Origin of the sequence: Sphingobium yanoikuyae (assembly GCF_013001025.1) — a bacterium.
Classification (GTDB): Bacteria; Pseudomonadota; Alphaproteobacteria; order Sphingomonadales; family Sphingomonadaceae; genus Sphingobium; species Sphingobium yanoikuyae_A.
In genome coordinates this window covers 4,040,570-4,058,553 of the sequence record NZ_CP053021.1, presented here as the reverse complement: position 1 = coordinate 4,058,553, position 17,984 = coordinate 4,040,570, and the positions used below count along the sequence as shown (strand labels likewise).

At 64.3% G+C, this 17,984-nt stretch carries 17 protein-coding genes; 10 read left to right on the top strand and 7 right to left on the bottom strand.

The window, feature by feature from the left end; translation table 11 throughout:
- Nucleotides 1-67: 67 nt before the first annotated feature.
- The gene (locus HH800_RS19585; RefSeq protein WP_169862032.1) at nt 68-1,240 is read right to left on the bottom strand and encodes an efflux RND transporter periplasmic adaptor subunit; all 1,173 of its coding nucleotides are present in this window, start codon (nt 1,238-1,240) and stop codon (nt 68-70) included.
- Between the two features lie 233 nt (nt 1,241-1,473).
- On the opposite strand from HH800_RS19585, the gene HH800_RS19580 reads away from it, so the two are divergent.
- Entirely contained in the window at nt 1,474-1,722 is a 249-nt protein-coding gene (locus HH800_RS19580) for a GlsB/YeaQ/YmgE family stress response membrane protein (RefSeq protein WP_097385754.1), read from the top strand.
- Nucleotides 1,723-1,782: 60 nt separating this feature from the next.
- On the opposite strand, the gene HH800_RS19575 is transcribed toward HH800_RS19580, so the two are convergent.
- From HH800_RS19575 to HH800_RS29390, 3 genes are all read right to left on the bottom strand, one after another.
- Entirely contained in the window at nt 1,783-2,040 is a 258-nt protein-coding gene (locus HH800_RS19575; protein ID WP_004208845.1) for a GlsB/YeaQ/YmgE family stress response membrane protein, read from the bottom strand.
- A 195-nt stretch (nt 2,041-2,235) separates the two neighbouring features.
- A complete protein-coding gene (locus HH800_RS19570; RefSeq protein WP_004208844.1) occupies nt 2,236-2,535 on the bottom strand; it encodes a DUF1153 domain-containing protein in 300 nt (99 codons plus the stop codon).
- Between the two features lie 107 nt (nt 2,536-2,642).
- Nucleotides 2,643-2,771, bottom strand: coding sequence for a hypothetical protein (locus tag HH800_RS29390; protein WP_268801522.1), 129 nt, complete (start codon nt 2,769-2,771; stop codon nt 2,643-2,645).
- Between the two features lie 294 nt (nt 2,772-3,065).
- Between HH800_RS29390 and mnmA the strand changes: the two genes are divergently transcribed.
- From mnmA to HH800_RS19525, 8 genes are all read left to right on the top strand, one after another.
- Entirely contained in the window at nt 3,066-4,172 is a 1,107-nt protein-coding gene (gene mnmA, locus HH800_RS19560) for a tRNA 2-thiouridine(34) synthase MnmA (RefSeq protein WP_169862031.1), read from the top strand.
- A 101-nt stretch (nt 4,173-4,273) separates the two neighbouring features.
- Complete coding sequence (locus HH800_RS19555) at nt 4,274-5,737, top strand: CYTH and CHAD domain-containing protein (RefSeq protein ID WP_169862030.1); 1,464 nt, start codon at nt 4,274-4,276, stop codon at nt 5,735-5,737.
- A gap of 65 nt (nt 5,738-5,802) precedes the next feature.
- Nucleotides 5,803-6,465, top strand: a complete 663-nt coding sequence (gene hisG, locus HH800_RS19550) for an ATP phosphoribosyltransferase (protein ID WP_169862029.1) — start codon at nt 5,803-5,805, stop codon at nt 6,463-6,465.
- Nucleotides 6,455-7,741, top strand: coding sequence for a histidinol dehydrogenase (hisD, locus tag HH800_RS19545; RefSeq protein WP_169862028.1), 1,287 nt, complete (start codon nt 6,455-6,457; stop codon nt 7,739-7,741). The genes hisG and hisD overlap by 11 nt, the downstream gene beginning before the upstream one ends.
- 84 nt (nt 7,742-7,825) lie before the next feature.
- Nucleotides 7,826-8,272 carry a transcription antitermination factor NusB gene (gene nusB, locus HH800_RS19540; RefSeq protein ID WP_169862027.1) on the top strand — a complete coding sequence of 149 codons (447 nt, stop codon included), beginning with the start codon at nt 7,826-7,828 and terminating at the stop codon, nt 8,270-8,272.
- A 155-nt stretch (nt 8,273-8,427) separates the two neighbouring features.
- On the top strand, nt 8,428-9,345 hold the full coding sequence (thiL, locus tag HH800_RS19535; protein WP_169862026.1) for a thiamine-phosphate kinase: 918 nt from the start codon (nt 8,428-8,430) through the stop codon (nt 9,343-9,345).
- Nucleotides 9,346-9,572: 227 nt separating this feature from the next.
- Entirely contained in the window at nt 9,573-11,696 is a 2,124-nt protein-coding gene (locus tag HH800_RS19530) for a sodium-translocating pyrophosphatase (protein WP_169862025.1), read from the top strand.
- Nucleotides 11,697-11,784: 88 nt separating this feature from the next.
- Nucleotides 11,785-13,755, top strand: a complete 1,971-nt coding sequence (locus tag HH800_RS19525) for an alpha/beta hydrolase family protein (protein ID WP_419248214.1) — start codon at nt 11,785-11,787, stop codon at nt 13,753-13,755.
- Nucleotides 13,756-13,774: 19 nt separating this feature from the next.
- On the opposite strand, the gene HH800_RS19520 is transcribed toward HH800_RS19525, so the two are convergent.
- Nucleotides 13,775-15,829 carry a TonB-dependent siderophore receptor gene (locus HH800_RS19520; protein WP_235681924.1) on the bottom strand — a complete coding sequence of 685 codons (2,055 nt, stop codon included), beginning with the start codon at nt 15,827-15,829 and terminating at the stop codon, nt 13,775-13,777.
- Between the two features lie 334 nt (nt 15,830-16,163).
- Between HH800_RS19520 and HH800_RS19515 the strand changes: the two genes are divergently transcribed.
- Entirely contained in the window at nt 16,164-16,838 is a 675-nt protein-coding gene (locus HH800_RS19515) for a DUF2490 domain-containing protein (RefSeq protein ID WP_169862023.1), read from the top strand.
- A 187-nt stretch (nt 16,839-17,025) separates the two neighbouring features.
- On the opposite strand, the gene HH800_RS19510 is transcribed toward HH800_RS19515, so the two are convergent.
- Nucleotides 17,026-17,517: a recombinase family protein gene (locus tag HH800_RS19510; protein ID WP_206379180.1), complete on the bottom strand. Its 492-nt coding sequence runs from the start codon at nt 17,515-17,517 to the stop codon at nt 17,026-17,028.
- A gap of 20 nt (nt 17,518-17,537) precedes the next feature.
- The gene (locus tag HH800_RS19505; protein WP_169862021.1) at nt 17,538-17,825 is read right to left on the bottom strand and encodes a hypothetical protein; all 288 of its coding nucleotides are present in this window, start codon (nt 17,823-17,825) and stop codon (nt 17,538-17,540) included.
- Between the last annotated feature and the right edge of the window lie 159 nt (nt 17,826-17,984).

Sequence of the window (17,984 nt, the reverse complement as noted above, 5' to 3'; positions counted from 1 at the left end):
CCGCGCCCGCTTCCAATATTGTCAGTCCTGCCGGTCCGGGCACGATGACCCGGCCGGGACCATTGCGTCAGCGCGCCTTGAGCGCTTCCGGCTTCACCTTCTGCCCGACGGTCAGGAAGGCGCCGGCCGACGTCACGATGCGCTCGGCGCCGGTGATGCCGCTGGTGATGGCGACGCCCGTGTCGGACACCTGGCCCACCTTCACGTCACGCCGTTCGACCTGATTCTTGCTGTTGACGATATAGACATAGCTGCCCTTGGCGTCGCTCTGCACCGCAGATTCCGGCAACAGCGGGGCATTGCCCGAACCGCTGGTGATCGTCGCCGACGCGAAACCGCCGGGGCGGATCGCGTCATTATAGGCGACTGCGATGCGGGCGATGCCCTGGCGGGTCTGCGGGTCGACGACCGGCGATACTTGCCAGACGCGGCCGCTGAAATGCTGGTTGCTGCCGACCGGGGTCACGGTCGCGCTGTTGCCGGCGCGCAGCGTTGCCAGATCGGCTTCGGCCACCTGTGCCTGCATTTCCATCTCGCCATCCTTGGCCATGCGGAACAATGTGCCGCCGCCGGCCTGGACGATCTGGCCGGGTTCGACCGTGCGGGTCAGCACCAGGCCCGATGCTGGGGCGCGGATGTCCAGCCGGCCAGTACGGGCGCGCTGCTCGGCCAGTTGCGCTTCGGCCACACGGACCTGGGCGACGGCCTGATCGCGGGTGGCGGTGCGCTGGTCGATGTCGGCGGCGCTGATGAAGCCGCGGCCGACCAGCGCCTTGGCGCGTTCCAGCTGGGCCTGGGCCAGCTTGGCATTGGCACGCTGCACCTCGACCTGTGCGGCCAGCGAATTGACCTGCTCGCTCTGGACGGATCGTTCGACCGTGGCCAGCACCTGCCCGGCGCGGACCCAGTCGCCCGGCTGCACCAGCACGCGCGTCACCATGCCGCCTTCGCCGACCACGCCGACCGGCATGTCGACACGGGCGGCCAGCGATCCGGTGCTGCTCACGGTGCGGGCGACCATCGTCTGGCCGGGGGTCAGCACGGTCACGACCGGCGCCTGCGGTGCAGCGTCGGGGGCGGCGGCATCCTTGCCACGCATCGACAGCGCGGCAGCCGCCGCCACCAGCACAACGGCAACAACGCCACCGATGATCAGCAGACGCCGGCGACGGCGAATCCGGTCTTCGTCATCGATCAGGATCGCGGACGATTCGCCCGTCAGCGTAGTTTCGTAATTCATGCCGTTTCCATCTCTCCGGCGGGTTCCGCCCAAACTCGGAACTGTGTTATATGAATATATCACCGCCCTCAAGCCCCAATATCACGCTTGGACGGGCCTTCGCAAAGCCAATTGTGCCCTTGCGAAGGGGCTGGCGGGCTCTTGCATCTTGTCCGTCTCTTGCCAAAGAAGTCGGACTATGTCGCTATGCCGCGCCTTGGGGCGGGCTGGACAGTACAAGAAGGATGCGCGCCATGGAATTGCTGGGATGGATCATGACGGGCCTGCTCGCTGGAGCATTGGCGCGGCTGGTCATGCCGGGCCGCGATCCGGGGGGCTGCGTCGTCACGATATTATTGGGCATGGCCGGTGCCCTGCTGGCGGCCTTTGTCGGCCAGATCATGGGCTTTTATGCACCGGGTCAGCATGCCAGTTTCATCGCCGCCGTGCTGGGCGCGATCGCGGTGCTGGCGCTCTATCGCTGGTTCAGCGTCCGGCGCTGACGCAAAAAGGCCGCGTCCTTCCTGGGAAGGACACGGCCTTTGATATGGAATTCCGGGTCGTTAGCGGACCGATCCGCGCCGTACCAGGTTGACGATTGCCAGCAGGATAACCGCGCCCAGCAGCGAAACGAGGAAGCTGTAGAGCGTCAGTCCGGCATTGTTGATCGAGCCGCCGCTGAAGATCAGGCCGCCGATGAAGGCGCCTACAATGCCGACGACGATGTTCAGCAAGATGCCCTGCTGCGCGTCCGTGCGCATGATCATGCTGGCGAGCCAGCCAATGATGCCGCCGACGATAAGCCACAAGATGATGCCCATGTTACTCTCCTTGACCACACCCCCAACGGGTTTGCTGGCTATTCAACCCGGAACATGGCTTCGCGTTCCCGCACAAAATGATTCCGCCTTGGAAACCATCCCCAAGGCGCAATGCGAAAGGGGCCACCGGACGGTCTGTCCGGCGGCCCCTGCATCATCCTCTCCGGCGCGCGCCTGTCGGCGGCACCCGATCTCTCAATATTTCTGCTGCCGCTCGTAGAGCGACTTATAATATTGGATGCGCGTCACGCGCAGGCCATGCATGCCCGAACGGTCCACCGCCCGTTGCCAGCTGGCAAATTCTTCCAGCGTCAGGCTGTAGCGGGCGCATGCCTCGTCCACGGTCAGCAGACCTCCATTGACGGCAGCGACGACCTCTGCCTTGCGACGCACGACCCAGCGGGTGGTGTTCACGGGAGGCAGATTTTCCAGCGTCAGGGGTTCGCCGAGCGGTCCTACGACCTGTGCAGGCCTGATTTTCTGGTTCTCTATCATCTTTACCCTCAATTAGCGGCATTGGCGTTGCCGAATTCAGCAGCGAAACCTCGTTGTCACATCAGCCCTGAAGATCGGCTAAAGCCCCAAGGTAAACACAGGCTTCATCATCCTTGCCCCACCCCTAAATGGCTCGCGATCAGCGGGTTAAAGCTTCCTGCGAGACGAACGGCTTCGATCTTGCCGTCGGAACGTGGCGCGAAAATCTCGGCCAGTTCCTGAATCCAGTCCTCCATCCCGTCCTGCCCCCGCAGGACGCCCGCGACCGCCAAGGCCGTGGGACTGGCCGCCTGCGCCGCAGCCGAAGCCGCCCGCAGGAAAGGCCAGGCCGGGACGCGTGCCCGGCCTGTCGGCCTTGTCAGGGCGGGTTTCAGCCCGCCTGTCCGGAGAAAACTCAGATCCATGACCAGGCTTCTACCGGGCTAATCGATAAGGTCCGGTAAATGCCGGACACATTTTCGTCATCGAAACGATACGCTTGTGGGGGAAGATGCTGGAACGCAGCGCCGCCTGCGACTATATGACCGGCCATGCAGCCCGAATTTCAGCTCCCAGAGCCGCTCTCGCAGCGGCGCATTGTCGTTGCCATGTCCGGTGGCGTGGACAGCAGCGTCGTCGCCGCGCTCGCCGCGAAGACCGGCGCGGAAGTGATCGGCGTGACGCTCCAGCTTTACGATCATGGCGCCGCCGTTGGCCGTACGGGCAGCTGTTGCGCGGGCCAGGATATCCGCGATGCGCGCGCCGTCGCTGATCGCATCGGTATTGCGCATTATGTCTTTGATTATGAAAGCCAGTTTCGCGATTCGGTGATCGCCGACTTTGCCGATGAATATATGGCCGGGCGCACCCCCATCCCGTGCGTCAAATGCAATATGGGGGTGAAGTTCACCGACCTGTTCCAGATCGCGCGCGACCTGGGTGCCGACTGTCTGGCGACCGGCCATTATGTCCACCGGGTCGAAGGGCCGCAGGGCGCCGAACTGCACCGCGCTGCCGATCCGGCCCGCGACCAGAGCTATTTCCTGTTCGCCACGACTCAGGCCCAGCTCGACTATCTGCGTTTCCCGCTGGGCGGTCTGCCCAAGCCGCAGGTGCGCGAAATTGCCGCTGAACTCGGCCTGTCGGTGGCACTGAAGCCGGACAGCCAGGATATCTGCTTCGTGCCCGATGGCGATTATGCCAAGATCGTGCGCAAGCTGCGCCCCGATGCGGACGAGGGCGGCGACATCGTCCATGTCGATGGCCGGGTGCTGGGCCGGCACAAGGGGCTGATCCATTACACGGTCGGCCAGCGCAAGGGGCTGGAAATTGGTGGCCAGGCAGAACCGCTCTATGTCGTGCGGCTCGATGCCGAAGGACGGCGGGTGATTGTCGGGCCAAAGGTTGCGCTGGCCGTGTCGGGCGCGCGCCTCAGCGACATCAACTGGCTTGGTCGCGATTTTACCGGGCCGCTGACCGCCAAGGTCCGCTCCATGGCCAAGCCGGTTCCGGCGCGCCTCGAAGGCGATCGGCTGATCTTCGACGCGCCCGAATATGGTGTCGCACCAGGGCAGGCCGCAGTCCTCTATGCCGGCGATCAGGTACTGGGCGGCGGCTGGATCGCCGCGACCGAGGCTGCGCTGGCCGAGGCCGCCTGAGCCGGCGGCACGGCCAATTGTGACATTTATATTTCCTTTCGTGCCCGATTCGATCTAGCGTCCCCGCCCTGACGGCACCGCTCGCAACAAGGGGCGCACGGATGGACAACCGCGAAGTCGAGCTGAAGCTGGAATTTGACCCGGCCGATCGCGCCCTGCTGGCCGATGCACCTTTGTTCGCAGGGCAGAAGGGGCAGGCGGCCCATCTGGTTGCGACCTATTTCGATACGCCCGCGCTCGATCTGCACCGTGCCGGCTTTTCCCTGCGCGTCCGGCGCAAGGGGCGTGCCCATGTCCAGACGATCAAGGCCGATGGCGGCAGGGCGGCTGGCCTGTTCGCCCGTTCCGAATGGGAAAAGCCGGTCGACGGCAATGTCCCGCTGCTCGATTCGATTCCTGGTCCGCTCGATCAGGCTGTCGGCGCCGCCACCGTCGCGACCGCCGACAAGATTTTCGTCACCGATATCGAACGCACCGTGCATCGGCTCGATCGGGACGGGCAGGGGGTCGAATGCGCGATCGACATCGGCCGGGTTCGGGTCGGCCGTCGTGCCACTCCGCTGGCAGAGGTCGAGCTGGAATTATTGTCGGGTGAACCGGCCCTGCTTTTTTCGATGGCCCGTCAGCTCAACGAACTGGTGCCGCTGCGTCTGGGCATGCGCTCCAAGTCGGATCGCGGCTATGCCCTGCTCGCGAAGGAACGGCGCAAGCCTGCAAAGGCCGAACCCATTGCGATCGCACCCGAAGCGACCGTCGAGCAGGCCTTTCGTGCCATCGCCCAGGGCTGCATCCGCCAATTTCGCCTGAATGAGGATCTGCTGTTCACCACCGGTGCGCCGGGTGCGCTGCATCAGGCGCGGGTAGGGCTGCGTCGGCTGCGCTCGGCGCTGTCGATCTTTGCGCCGGTGCTCGCAGGCGATCCCGCGCTCGCGCCGCTCAAGGATGGTCTGCGCGCACTCGCTGCCACGCTTGGCCGGGTCCGCAATATCGACGTGCTGCTACCCAGCCTGCCTGACGATGCCGCCGCGCGCCTTGCGCTTGTCCGGGCGGAAGCGCTGGCCGGCGCCGAGCTTCGCCTGCAGGCGCGCGAGACCCGCATCCTGATGCTGGATCTCGCCGAATGGCTGGCGCTGGGCGACTGGTGTAGCCGACCGGCCGATGCCGTGTTGCTGCATGCGCCTGTCACGTCGTTTGCTGCCGAAATCCTGTCGGATCGACGCAAGCGGCTGAAGCGCAAGGGGAAGAATCTTGCCAGGCGCAGCGACGAGCGGCGCCACCAGGCTCGCATCGCCGCCAAGAAACTCCGCTACGCCAGCGAATTTTTCGCGCCGCTTTTCTCGAAGAACAAGCAGCAGCGGCGCCATGCTGCCTTCTCCGCCATGCTGGAAAAGCTGCAGGATGATCTGGGCGCGCTCAACGATCTGGCGACTGCGCCCGCCACCCTCGCGGCGGCCGGTATCGGCTTCGATTTGCCCGCGCCGGATGACAAGGCGCAGCGCCGCCTGCTGCGCCGCGCCGAAAAGGCCTATGCCGCTCTGCTCGACACCAGGCGCTTCTGGGGCTGAGCTTCCGTCCTTCCTGCCCCGAAAATCTTGTGCTTTGGCGCGTCGATGGCTAAGGCCCGCCGGTCATGACTCGCCCGATCACCTTCGCCATCCCCAAGGGCCGCATCCTCGAAGAGGCGCTGCCCCTGCTCGCCAAAGCCGGTATCGAACCGGAGGCGGAATTCCATGACAAGAAGAGCCGGGCGCTGCGCTTCGCCACCAACCGGCCCGATGTGTCGATCATTCGCGTGCGCGCCTTCGACGTGGCGACCTTCGTCGCCCATGGCGCAGCCCAGATCGGCATTGTCGGTTCCGACGTGGTCGATGAGTTCGATTATTCCGAACTTTACGCCCCGGTGGACCTCAATATCGGCCATTGCCGCCTGTCGGTCGCCGAACCGGCGGATGCCGGGGACGAGGATCAGGCGGCGATGAGCCATGTCCGTGTCGCCACCAAATATCCGCATCTCACGCGCAAATATTATGAGGCGCGCGGGCTTCAGGCCGAATGCGTGAAATTGAATGGCGCGATGGAACTGGCGCCTTCGCTCGGCCTGTCGCGTCGCATCGTCGACCTTGTGTCCTCGGGCGCCACGCTCAAGGCCAATGGCCTGGCCGAGACCGCGATCATCATGCCCGTCTCAGCGCGGCTGATCGTCAATCGCGCCGCCTACAAGATGCGCTCGGCCGATCTCACCACGCTGGTGGAGGCGTTCCGCAAGGCCGTGGAGGTGCGCGATGCCGCTTAGGCTCGACAGCAAGGCCGCCGGTTTCGCGGCCGATTTCACCGCTCTGGTCGATGCCCGACGCGAGGCGGACGAGGATGTGTCGCGCGACGTCGGCTCCATCCTGAAGGCTGTGCGTGCCCATGGCGACACCGCGCTCGCCGATTATACCAGCCGCTTCGACCATCATGATCTGGACGTCAGCGGGTGGGCGGTCGACCCGGCGGATTGCCGCGCCGCGCTCGATGGCCTGTCGACGCCTCTGCGCGACGCGCTCGAACTCGCGGCCGCGCGCATCACCGCCTATCATGAAAAGCAAAGGCCGGTGGACAGCGACGGTATCGACGCCGCCGGTGTGCGCCTCGGCGCGCGCTGGACCGCGGTGGATGCTGCCGGCCTCTATGTGCCGGGTGGCCGCGCCGCCTATCCCAGCTCGCTGCTGATGAACGTCATCCCGGCCAAGGTCGCGGGCGTGCAGCGCATCGCCATGGTGACACCGACGCCGAAAGGCGAGATCAACCCGCTGGTGCTGGCCGCTGCCCGGATTGCGGGGATCGAGGAGATCTGGCGCGTCGGTGGCGCGCAGGCCGTCGCCGCGCTGGCCTATGGCACCGAACGGATCAAGCCGGTCGACGTCATCACCGGCCCCGGCAATGCCTGGGTCGCCGAAGCCAAGCGCCAGCTTTATGGCGTGGTCGGCATCGACATGGTTGCCGGCCCGTCCGAAATCGTCGTCGTCGCCGATGGCCAGAACGACGCCGACTGGATCGCCGCCGATCTCCTGAGCCAGTCGGAACATGACCCGACCAGCCAGTCGATCCTGTTCACCGACGATGCCGCCTTTGCCGACGCCGTCGAACAGGCCGTCATGCGCCGCTTGCCGCTGCTCGCGACGCAGGCCGTCGCCACCACCAGTTGGGCCGCCAATGGCGCGATCATCCTGGTGCGCGACCTCGATGAGGCGATGCCGCTGGTCGATCGACTCGCGCCCGAGCATCTCGAACTCGCTGTCGACGATCCCGACCGCTATTTCGCGCAGGTCCGCCATGCCGGTTCGGTCTTCCTTGGCCGTATGACGCCCGAGGCGGTGGGCGATTATGTCGCTGGTCCCAACCATGTGCTGCCGACCGGTCGCCGGGCGCGCTTTTCCTCGGGCCTTTCGGTGCTCGATTTCATGAAGCGCACCAGTTTTCTTGGCCTTACCCCCGACGCGATCCAGGCGATCGGCCCCGCGGCCGTCGCTCTTGCGGAGGCGGAAGGGTTGCCCGCTCACGCCGCATCGGTCGCGCTGCGGCTTTGATTTCTTCCCGTTCGGTTCGAGCCTGTCGAGAACCGGTTATGCGGGCTTCTCGACAGGCATGATATTCACGGATTAGAAAGCCGCATGAACGACCGCTCCCAATCCCGCTCCGCCGCGCGCCTCGCCGCGGTCCAGGCGCTCTACCAGCTCGAAATGGAGGGCACGCCGCTCCATCTGCTGCTGCACGAATTCCACGAACATCGCCTGGGCGCGACGATCGAGGACGTGACCTATGCCGAGGCCGAACAGAATTTCTTCGATGATGTCGTGTCGGGCGTCGATCGCCGCCGCGCCGAGATTGACGGGCTGATCAGCGCGCGCCTGTCGAGCGGCTGGACCCTCGACCGCCTCGACAAGCCGATGCGCCAGATCCTGCGCGCGGGCACCTATGAACTGCTCGCCCGTCAGGACGTCGCGACCGGCACCGTCATCAGCGAATATGTCGACGTCGCCCACGCCTTCTATGACAAGCGGGAAGCCGGCTTCGTCAACGGCCTGCTCGACGGCGTGTCGAAGGACGTGCGGAAATAGGGTTGCACGGACGCGTTCTGTAATGGACGTCATCCCGAACTTGATCCGGGATCCATTCAGCGCTTCCTCTCCAACATAGCGCGCAATGGATCCCCGCGTCCGCGGGGATGACGGATGATTTCGGTAGAAGCGGGTGCTGGGATAGAGATTATATCATGTCCGCCGAATCCCGCTTCCTCACCCTGCTGCGCCTGCTCGCCCATGATCCTGCCGCGCAGGGTTTGCAGGACGATGTCGCGGTGCTGCCGGTCGGCGCCACGCGCCTCATCCTCACCAGCGACACGATGGTGGAGGGCGTCCATTATCTCCCCACCGATCCGCCGGCCGACATTGGCTGGAAACTGGCGGCGGTGAATCTGTCGGACCTCGCCGCCAAGGGGGCGAAGCCGGTGGGCTGCCTGCTCAACTACAGCCTGTCGGGCGATGACGACTGGGACGCGGCTTTCCTCGAAGGTCTGGGCGAGGCGCTGGAGCGCTACGCTATGCCGCTGCTCGGCGGTGACACGGTCAGCATGCCTGCCGGCGCGCCGCGCAGCTACAGTCTGACCGCGATCGGTGAGGCGACCAGCACGCCGGTCCCCAGCCGCATCGGCGGGCGGGCGGGCGATCGCCTCTATGTCACCGGGCCGGTCGGCGATGCCGGCATCGGTCTCGACCTTGCCCGCGCCGATCCTGCCGCGTCCGGCCCGCTGGTCGCCGCCTATCGCCGACCGCGCCCGCGTCTGGCAGAGGGGGCCTTGCTCGCGCGCGTCGCGACCGCGATGATGGACCTGTCCGACGGCCTGCTGATCGATGCCGCGCGCATGGGCGCGGCCAGCAACCTCGCCGTCACCATCGACCATATCCCGCTCTCCCCGGCGCTCGAAAGCGTGCGCGGCGCCAGCACCGCGATCCAGCTCGCCGCGGCGCGCGCCGGCGACGATTATGAACTGCTTTTCGCGCTGTCGCCCGGCGTGTCGCCGCCGGTGCGCGCGATCCCGATCGGCCGTTTCGCAGAAGGGGCGGGCCTGACCCTGCTGATCGACGGCGCGGTCATGCCGCTGCCCGACCGGCTTGGCTGGGAACATGGCTGATCTGGATCATTGCGCTACCGGCTTGACGCGCGCCGCCTGATCTGTAGCTTCCTATCACCCTATTCTCAGCCGGTTGGAGCGCCCGATGCGCATCGTCCTGTTGCTGATTGACGCGGTGCCCGATGCCGGCGTTTCTCCGTCCGGCCGCCCGCTGTTGCGCCCTTCGCCCGCCCGTCATTCCCTGCGGAGCGATCGATGACAGCAACAATAGGGGGAGAGGAACAAGCATGCAGATAGTCCATATCGCCATAGGGTGCGGCCTGCTGGCCGTGCTCTACGGGCTTTTCACCAGTCGCCAGGTGCTCGCCGCACCGGCGGGCAATGAAACCATGCAGGCGATTGCGGGGGCGATCCAGGAAGGGGCAAAGGCCTATCTCGGCCGCCAATATACCACCATTGCGGTGGTCGGCATCGTCGTCGCCGTCCTCGTCTTCCTCTTTTTGGGGATAACTTCTGCCGTCGGCTTCCTGATCGGCGCGATCCTGTCGGGCGCGGCCGGCTTCATCGGCATGAACATTTCGGTCCGCGCCAATGTGCGCACGGCGGAAGCCTCGCGCGGCACGCTGCAGAGCGGCCTTACCGTCGCCTTCCGCGCGGGCGCGATCACCGGCATGCTGGTGGCGGGCCTTGCCTTGCTCGCGATCAGTGTCTTCTTCTGGTATCTGACCGGCCCGGCCGGCCATGCGCCCGATGACCGTCTGGTAATCGACAGCCTGGTCGCGCTCGCCTTCGGCGCCAGCCTCATCTCCATCTTCGCGCGGTTGGGCGGTGGCATCTTCACCAAGGCGGCCGATGTCGGCGCCGACCTAGTGGGCAAGGTGGAGGCCGGCATCCCGGAGGATGACCCGCGCAATCCGGCGGTGATCGCGGACAATGTCGGCGACAATGTCGGCGACTGCGCCGGCATGGCGGCCGACCTGTTCGAAACCTATGTCGTCACCGTCGGCGCCACCATGGTGCTGACCGCATTGCTGGTAACCGGCGTCGACAATGCCTTCCTGATGCGTCTGATGGCCTTGCCGCTGATCGTCGGCGGGGTGTGCATCATCACCTCGATCATCGGCACCTATATGGTCCGCCTTGGTGCCAGCCAGTCGATCATGGGCGCGCTCTACAAGGGCTTCTGGACCACCGCGATCCTGTCGATCCCGGCGCTCTGGTTCGTCACCCATTATACGCTGGGCGATCTCGACACGCCGTTCGGCACCGATCTCGACGGCGTTGGCGGTTATACCGGCATGGCGCTGTTCTGGTCGATGATGGTGGGCCTTGCCGTCACCGGCCTGCTGGTCGTCATCACCGAATATTATACCGGCACCAATTACCGCCCGGTACGTTCGATCGCCAAGGCATCGGAAACCGGCCATGGCACCAATGTCATTCAGGGCCTCGCCATCAGCCTGGAATCCACCGCGCTGCCGACGATCGTGATCGTGGTCGGTATCATCGTCGCCTATCAGCTGGCTGGCCTGATCGGCATCGCCTTTGCCGCCACCGCGATGCTGGCGCTGGCGGGCATGGTGGTCGCGCTCGACGCCTATGGCCCGGTCACCGACAATGCCGGCGGCATTGCCGAAATGGCCCATCTCGATGACAGCGTCCGGGTGAAGACCGATGCGCTCGACGCGGTCGGCAACACCACCAAGGCGGTGACGAAGGGCTATGCCATCGGCTCGGCCGGCCTGGCGGCTCTGGTGCTGTTCGGCGCCTATACGGAGGATCTCAAATTCTACAATTCGGCCCTCGGCCTCACCGAGCCGGTCGATTTCAGCCTGTCCAACCCCTATGTCATCGTCGGCCTGCTGCTGGGCGCGCTGCTGCCCTATCTGTTCGGCGCGATGGGTATGACGGCGGTCGGCCGCGCGGCCGGCGACGTGGTCAAGGATGTGCGTGACCAGTTCGCCACCAACAAGGGCATCATGGAAGGGACGTCGCGCCCCAATTATGCCCGCACCGTCGACCTCGTCACCCGCGCCGCGATCAAGGAGATGATCATCCCCTCGCTCCTGCCGGTGCTGGCGCCGATCGCGGTCTATTTCATCATCGCGGCGGTCGCGGGCGTGCCCAACGGCTTTGCCGCGCTGGGCGCGTTGCTGCTGGGCGTCATCGTCTCGGGCCTGTTCGTCGCCCTGTCGATGACGTCGGGCGGCGGCGCCTGGGACAATGCCAAGAAATATATCGAGGATGGCCATCATGGCGGCAAGGGTAGCGAGGCGCACAAGGCCGCAGTGACTGGCGACACCGTGGGTGATCCCTACAAGGATACTGCCGGTCCGGCGGTCAACCCGATGATCAAGATCACCAATATCGTGGCGCTCTTGTTGCTCGCGGCGCTTGCGCACGGCGCTTAACCCGGTTTTAAATCGCCGGACTGACGATGACCCCGCCCGGCAACGGGCGGGGTCATCGTCAGTCCGGCGATTTGACTGGGGGGTATGTTTGAAACCGATTCTATCCGCCGCAGCTTGCGCGCTCGCGGCTTTTGCACCTGCTGTCTCTGCGCAAACCGATGCGATCAAGGCCGACGCTGCCAAGGTGTCCGCGACAACCGCCAAGACCTGGCCGATCGAGGCCTTCGCCGAACTGCCGGCAATGGATTCACCCGAACTCTCGCCTGATGGCGCGCGCGTCGCCGCGCGGATTGCGATCAAGGGCGTGCAGCAATTGGTGATCGCCGAAGTGAAAGGCGGCAATGTTCGCACCATGGGCCTGGGCGAAAATGACCTCAACTGGTGGCGCTGGGTCAATAATGACTGGCTGATCGTCGGCATCGGCGCGGAAACCAATGTGCAGGGCATGCCCTGGTCGATCAGCCGCGTCGCCAGCATCAAGGCGGACGGCACCAAGGCCAGCATCCTTGCCAAGGCTGTCGCCGCGCAAAATGGCGACGATGTCATCTGGGTCGCCCGTGATGGCAGCCCGCGCATCCTGCTCTCCTACCAGACCTCCATCTATTATGATGATCTTGGTTTCTGGCCGCAGGTCAGCGAGGTGGACGTCAGCACCGGCAAGATGCGCACCGTCGTTGCGTCGCGCCAATATGTGCGCAGCTGGTATGCCGATGCGACTGGCGCGGTGCGCATGGGGGTGGGCTATAATGACACGACCCGTTCCTCGAAACTGCTCTACCGCCCCGATGGTCGCGGCAGCTTCCGCGTGGTCGACAAGGCTAATCGGCGCCGCCATGAATCGCTGATCGTGCCGATGCTGTTCACTGCCGATCCGGGCAAGGCGATCGCCAGTGACGATCGCGACGGCACCGATGCCTTCTATGAACTGGACCTAGGCACGCTTGAATTGGGCAAAAAGCTCTATGAAGCGCCCGGCTTCGATCTTGGCGGGCTGGAGGTTGATGCCGCTGGCACCGGCATGGCGGGCGTGCGCTACACGGCCGACGCGCCAGCCGTTCACTGGTTCGACCCGACTTTGGCGAAAATCCAGGCGGATATCGACAAGGCCGTGGGTGATCGCCGCGCGCGCATCATCTCGACCAGTCAGGATTTGAAGAAACTGATCGTGCATGTCGGCGCCGCCAGCCAGCCGGGGGCCTATTATTATTATGACACCGATTATGGCGCCATGTCGCTGCTGTCGAAGGTCAGCGAGACGCTGGGTGTCCGGCCCCAACTCTCCCCGGTCAAGACGATCCGCTACAAGGCGCGTGACGGTCTGGAGATCGCGGCGGTGCTGACCCTGCCTTATGGCAAGGAGGCGAAGGATCTTCCTTTGATCCTGATGCCTCATGGCGGCCCCTTCGCCCGCGATGCGGAGACCTGGGACTGGTGGGTGCAGTTCCTGGCCAATCGCGGCTATGCGGTGATCCAGCCCAATTATCGTGGCTCGTCGGGCTATGGCACGGAGTTCGCGGCCAAGGGCGAGGGGCAATGGGGCCGTGCCATGCAGGACGATCTCAATGACGCGGTCGACTGGACGGTGAAGCAGGGCATTGCCGATGCCAAGCGGGTCTGCGTCGTCGGCGCCTCCTATGGTGGCTATGCCGCGATGCGCGCGGCCCAGCGCGATGGCGGCAAATATCGCTGCGCCGTCTCCTATGCCGGCGTGTCGGATCTGGGCGCGATGATGCGCTATGACCGGCGCTTCCTGAATTCCGGTGCCAGCGGCGACTGGCTGAAGGAGCAGGCGCCCGATTTCGCTGTCGTATCGCCGATCAATTATGCTGCCGGCTTCTCGACGCCGATCCTGCTGATGCATGGCAAGAAGGACCGGCGCGTACCGGTCGGCCAGTCCCGTGAAATGGCGGAAAAGCTCAAGGCTGCCGGCAAGGTGGACGGCCGCGACTATATCTATGTCGAACAGCCGCTGGCCGACCATTTCTTCTCGCGCCAGGCCGACCGGCTGGAATTTCTCCAGCAGCTCGAAGCCTTTCTGAAAGCGCATAACCCCGCTTGATCGGGGCGCGGCGCGACCGTCAGAAGTCGCGCCGCAACTCCAGGAAGACGGTGCGCGGTCGGCCGACAAAGGCGCCCTTGCGCGCGTCGAAGGTGGCGACGGCATAGGTCTTGTCGAAGATATTCTCGACCCGGATCATCGCCTCGGCAAAACCCAGATCCTGGGTGATGCTGCCGTCGAACACGGTAAAGCCGGGAATATGCGCGCCGCGCCGGTCGATCTGGCCCGACACATATTGGCCGCCCAGCGCCAGCGCCGTGCCCCAGGCAGGGATCTGATAGCGGGACCATAGCCCGGCCTGATGATGCGGGGCGTTGGGGAAGTGGCCGCCGACCGCATTGTCGATCGTCGCGCCGTCCGCACTGTCGGTGATGCGCGCGTCATTATAGGCGTAATTGGCGGTCAGAACCCAATTTTTGCTGAGATCGGCCGCCAGCGTCAGCTCGATCCCCTTGCTGGTGACTTCGCCGACCGGCGACAGCTGGTCCAGGCCATTGACCGGTGCCAGATCGGGATCGACCTGCACGATGCCGTTACGCACGATATGATAGAGCGCGATCGTCGGCTGCAATTTGCCCTGCATCAGCTCGCCCTTGGCGCCGACCTCGAACTGGCGGCTGGCAATCGGGGCGAAGGGGCCACCGACCGCCGGATTCTGGTTGCCGGGGCTTTGCGGTTCGAAGCTCTGGGCATAGCTGCCATAGAGGGACACGGATTGCACCGGCTTGTAGATGCCGCCGACGCGCCAGCTCCAGCGACCGCCATCGGCATAGGCGCCACCGATCTCGTCCTTGTCGTCGAACCAGTCATGGCGCACGCCGCCGACCAGGATGACATGCTCGCCGATATCGGCCTGTTCCTGGGCATAGACGCCATAGCGATGGGCGCGCGACGCATTCACTTCCGGCGTCAGGCCGGCCAGGTCCGCCTCGGTCGGGTTGCTCAGGCCATAGACGGGATTGCTCAGCGACAGGCCCGGCACGCCCTTGATCGTCACGCCGCTGAAATCCTGGGTCTCGTGATACCAGTCGGCGCCGACCAGCAATGTGTGCTTGATCCCGCCGGTCTCCAGCCTGGCGATCATGTTGCTCGCCAGGCTCGCGCCCTCGATCGTGCGATGCTGCGATCGGAATTCGCGCGGCTGGGTATCGACCACGCCATCGCCGTCGGTGTCGATCGGTCCCAGCGGTTCATGATAGCGCTGATATTCGGTATAACGGAACCAGCGGCCCGATGCATTGATGCTGACCGCATCCGACAGCCGGCTGTCGAGCCGTGCCTGCAGAACCGTGCCTTTCAGGTCCAGTCTGTCGTTCTTTTCATTATGGGTCCAGCTCCGGTCGGCCAGGAAATTCCCGTCCGCATCGATCGCCACGCCGCGCAGCCGGTTGCCGGGCAGATCCTGGTCATAACGGGTCGCCTGCACCGTCAGGCTGGTGTCGGGCGCCAGCTTGAACTTCAGCCCGCCGTCCGCGACCAGGCTGCGGCTGCCGGAAAAGCGTTGCACCGTGTCGAAGCTTTCATAGAACAGGCCGGCCCGCCCGGCGACCACGCCATTAGCGTCGATCGGCCCGGTCACTTCGCCCGACGCGCCATAGCGATCATAATTGCCGACCACCGCGCGCACCGATGCGGCGAACTTGTCCTGCGGCTTCTTCGTCACATAATTGACCATGCCGCCGGGCGAACTGGCGCCGTAAAGCATGCCGACCGGCCCTTTCAGAAACTCGACCCGGTCGATGCTGAACAGGTTCGGCACGGCGAAGCCCTGGAACGGATCGCCGCGCAGCCCGTCATAGAACATCGATTCCTGCCGGAAACCGCGATAGGTAACGGTGGCATATTGGTTGGCGCTGACGCCCGCGACATTGCGATAGAGGTCGGTGATGTCGCGCGCGCCCTGATCGCGGATCAACTCGCTGGTGATGACCTGCACCGACTGGGGAATGTCCATCGGATCGGCCGGGATCTTGCCGATCTCGCTATCCTCGACGCGATAGAGTTTCTGTGCGCGGGCAGTGACCAGAATGTCGCTGTCGCCGGCGGCCGCATCGAGCGGGGCCTGCGCCAGCACGGGCAGCGGTGCAAACAGGAGGGGGAGGGCGCAAAGGCGCGCGAGGCGGAGGCTGGGCAAGGCGGCGATCCCGTTGAAATGGATAAGGAATGGAGCCGGTTCGCTCCTTCTGGCCTCTCCCCAATGTCGCTCGGCTAATGATATTGCGACTATATTGCAATATGTAACAGGCTGATTTGGCGCGACATGTTCCGGCCTGCCGAATGCCGGACGGAGGATGTGCACATCAGCAATGGTCCGGACTGCCATTGTCACAAAATGGCAATCAAACTGACGCTGCCATGTAATCGAATCGTCATAGAGGCCCGCCAACCCTGTTGGAGAGCAATGCCCGATGCGCCGCCTGTCCCTCTGCCTTTTCGCCCTGATGGCGCTGCCCGCGACCGCGCATGCCAGCGAGGATGAGCAACTCTGGACTACCACCAGCGCGACGGTGAAGCTGTCAGATCATTGGCGCGTCCAGCAGGAGATCGTCGCCCGCTTCAGCAATGATCGCGACGGCCTGTACGAGGTCGAGAGCAACACGCTGGTCGGTTACAAACTCGACAAGCAGGTGACGGTCTGGGCCGGTTACACCCATGACCCGCAATATGATGGCGGCGATTTCACCGTGATGGAGCATCGCGTCCGTGAACAGGTGACGGTCGACAATATCCTCAAGCTCGGCCCGGTGTCGGTCAGCGCGCGGCTGCGGATGGAGCAGCGCTGGCGCGAAGGGATTGACGGCACGGCCTGGCGCCTGCGGCCCTATGTGAAGCTGACCATGCCCTTCAAGGAAGGCGGCAAGACCGCGCTGATCCTGAGCCATGAAAGCTTCATTGATCTCAACAAGACCAATTTCCAGCGTGTTCAGGGCGAGGAGCGGATGCGCAACCTGATCGCGATCACCACGCCGCTGGCCAAGAATGTGAATGCCGAGATCGGCTATCTCCATCAGCATGGCTTCCGTCCCGATGCCGACGACAGCAACGACAATGTCGCCTCGCTCTCGCTCAGCTTCAACTTCTGATCGCTGGATTGAGTCGAGGGAATCCCGCGACGACCGCTGAAATAATCAACGCCACCCCTCGGCGGGAACGAAATTTGCGATGCTTTGAAAAATGGTGCCGGGGACGGCACCGAACCACCGACATTCCGGGCTGATGATGAAGTGAAGGTGGACCGGCAGCGTCAGCGCCGATCGTAGGCCACGATGGTCAGGCGGCCATCGGTTCGGCCATAGCGACCTTGATACGATGGACCGTAGCGACGCCGACACAATGCTTCCGGGCGGTTTCGTTGATACTGGTGCCCTTCAGGAGCGCCCGCCTGATCTTGTCGACCTTGATGGGATCAACCGGAGGACGGCCGCCCTTTTTCCCGCTGCGTGCGATGCCAGCCTTGACCCTTTCGCTGATCATCGCCCTCTCAAATTCTGAGAAGACTCCCAACATGCCGAACATGGCACGTCCGCTGGGCGTGCTGGTATCGAGGGCCTGCACATGGAGATAGAGATCGACGCCGCACACGGTCATATCGCCGAGCAGGCCAACGAGATGTTGGAGGGATCGACCGAGGCGGCATACCGACCATGCGGCCACCATGTCGAACTCACGGCGAGCGATACCTTTGAGAAGAGCATCAAGGCCGGGACGTTTTTCTCGTCCCTTCGCACCGCTGATCCCTTCGTCAGTGAAGAGGGTGAGCACCGCCCACCCTCGCAACACGGTCAGGCAACTGGAGCGTAGACGGCGCCAGACTCGGTGCCATGCTGGCGGGGCCACTTCTTACGCCCCTTCACCTTAAAGGCCGGGCCAAGCCATTCACGGATCATCCGCCCGACCAGGGCATTGGTCTTCTGGCTTCCCAGATGAATTTCCAGGTCCGGGGCGATGATGTGGACGGGTGGCTGCCCTGTCCTGGCGGCAGCCTGCACAGCCACAGCATGGCGGTCCAGGGCATGGGATGTTGCGATGCCCAACGGGGTGTTCTTCTGGTGTTCGATCGAAAATGGCATGACTGGCTCCTTCGAGAAGCCAAGACACGAAGTGCGTCCTGGTGAGACGTATTCATCTGAGGGCCTCACATCTTTACACCCAAGCCCTGCCATTGAGGCGAACCGTTCCATTCTGACGTTCAATTGAGAATAGAGCCCGATAAGTCCACCGTGTTACCA

What these genes read in the sequence shown, in the direction of transcription:
- HH800_RS19585 (WP_169862032.1), bottom strand. Translation starts at nt 1,240, where the DNA reads ATGAATTACGAAACTACGCTGACGGGCGAATCGTCCGCGATCCTGATC.
- HH800_RS19580 (WP_097385754.1), top strand. Translation starts at nt 1,474, where the DNA reads ATGGAATTGCTGGGATGGATCATGACGGGCCTGCTCGCTGGAGCATTG.
- HH800_RS19575 (WP_004208845.1), bottom strand. Translation starts at nt 2,040, where the DNA reads ATGGGCATCATCTTGTGGCTTATCGTCGGCGGCATCATTGGCTGGCTC.
- HH800_RS19570 (WP_004208844.1), bottom strand. Translation starts at nt 2,535, where the DNA reads ATGATAGAGAACCAGAAAATCAGGCCTGCACAGGTCGTAGGACCGCTC.
- HH800_RS29390 (WP_268801522.1), bottom strand. Translation starts at nt 2,771, where the DNA reads ATGGAGGACTGGATTCAGGAACTGGCCGAGATTTTCGCGCCACGTTCC.
- mnmA (WP_169862031.1), top strand. Translation starts at nt 3,066, where the DNA reads ATGCAGCCCGAATTTCAGCTCCCAGAGCCGCTCTCGCAGCGGCGCATT.
- HH800_RS19555 (WP_169862030.1), top strand. Translation starts at nt 4,274, where the DNA reads ATGGACAACCGCGAAGTCGAGCTGAAGCTGGAATTTGACCCGGCCGAT.
- hisG (WP_169862029.1), top strand. Translation starts at nt 5,803, where the DNA reads ATGACTCGCCCGATCACCTTCGCCATCCCCAAGGGCCGCATCCTCGAA.
- hisD (WP_169862028.1), top strand. Translation starts at nt 6,455, where the DNA reads ATGCCGCTTAGGCTCGACAGCAAGGCCGCCGGTTTCGCGGCCGATTTC.
- nusB (WP_169862027.1), top strand. Translation starts at nt 7,826, where the DNA reads ATGAACGACCGCTCCCAATCCCGCTCCGCCGCGCGCCTCGCCGCGGTC.
- thiL (WP_169862026.1), top strand. Translation starts at nt 8,428, where the DNA reads ATGTCCGCCGAATCCCGCTTCCTCACCCTGCTGCGCCTGCTCGCCCAT.
- HH800_RS19530 (WP_169862025.1), top strand. Translation starts at nt 9,573, where the DNA reads ATGCAGATAGTCCATATCGCCATAGGGTGCGGCCTGCTGGCCGTGCTC.
- HH800_RS19515 (WP_169862023.1), top strand. Translation starts at nt 16,164, where the DNA reads ATGCGCCGCCTGTCCCTCTGCCTTTTCGCCCTGATGGCGCTGCCCGCG.
- HH800_RS19505 (WP_169862021.1), bottom strand. Translation starts at nt 17,825, where the DNA reads ATGCCATTTTCGATCGAACACCAGAAGAACACCCCGTTGGGCATCGCA.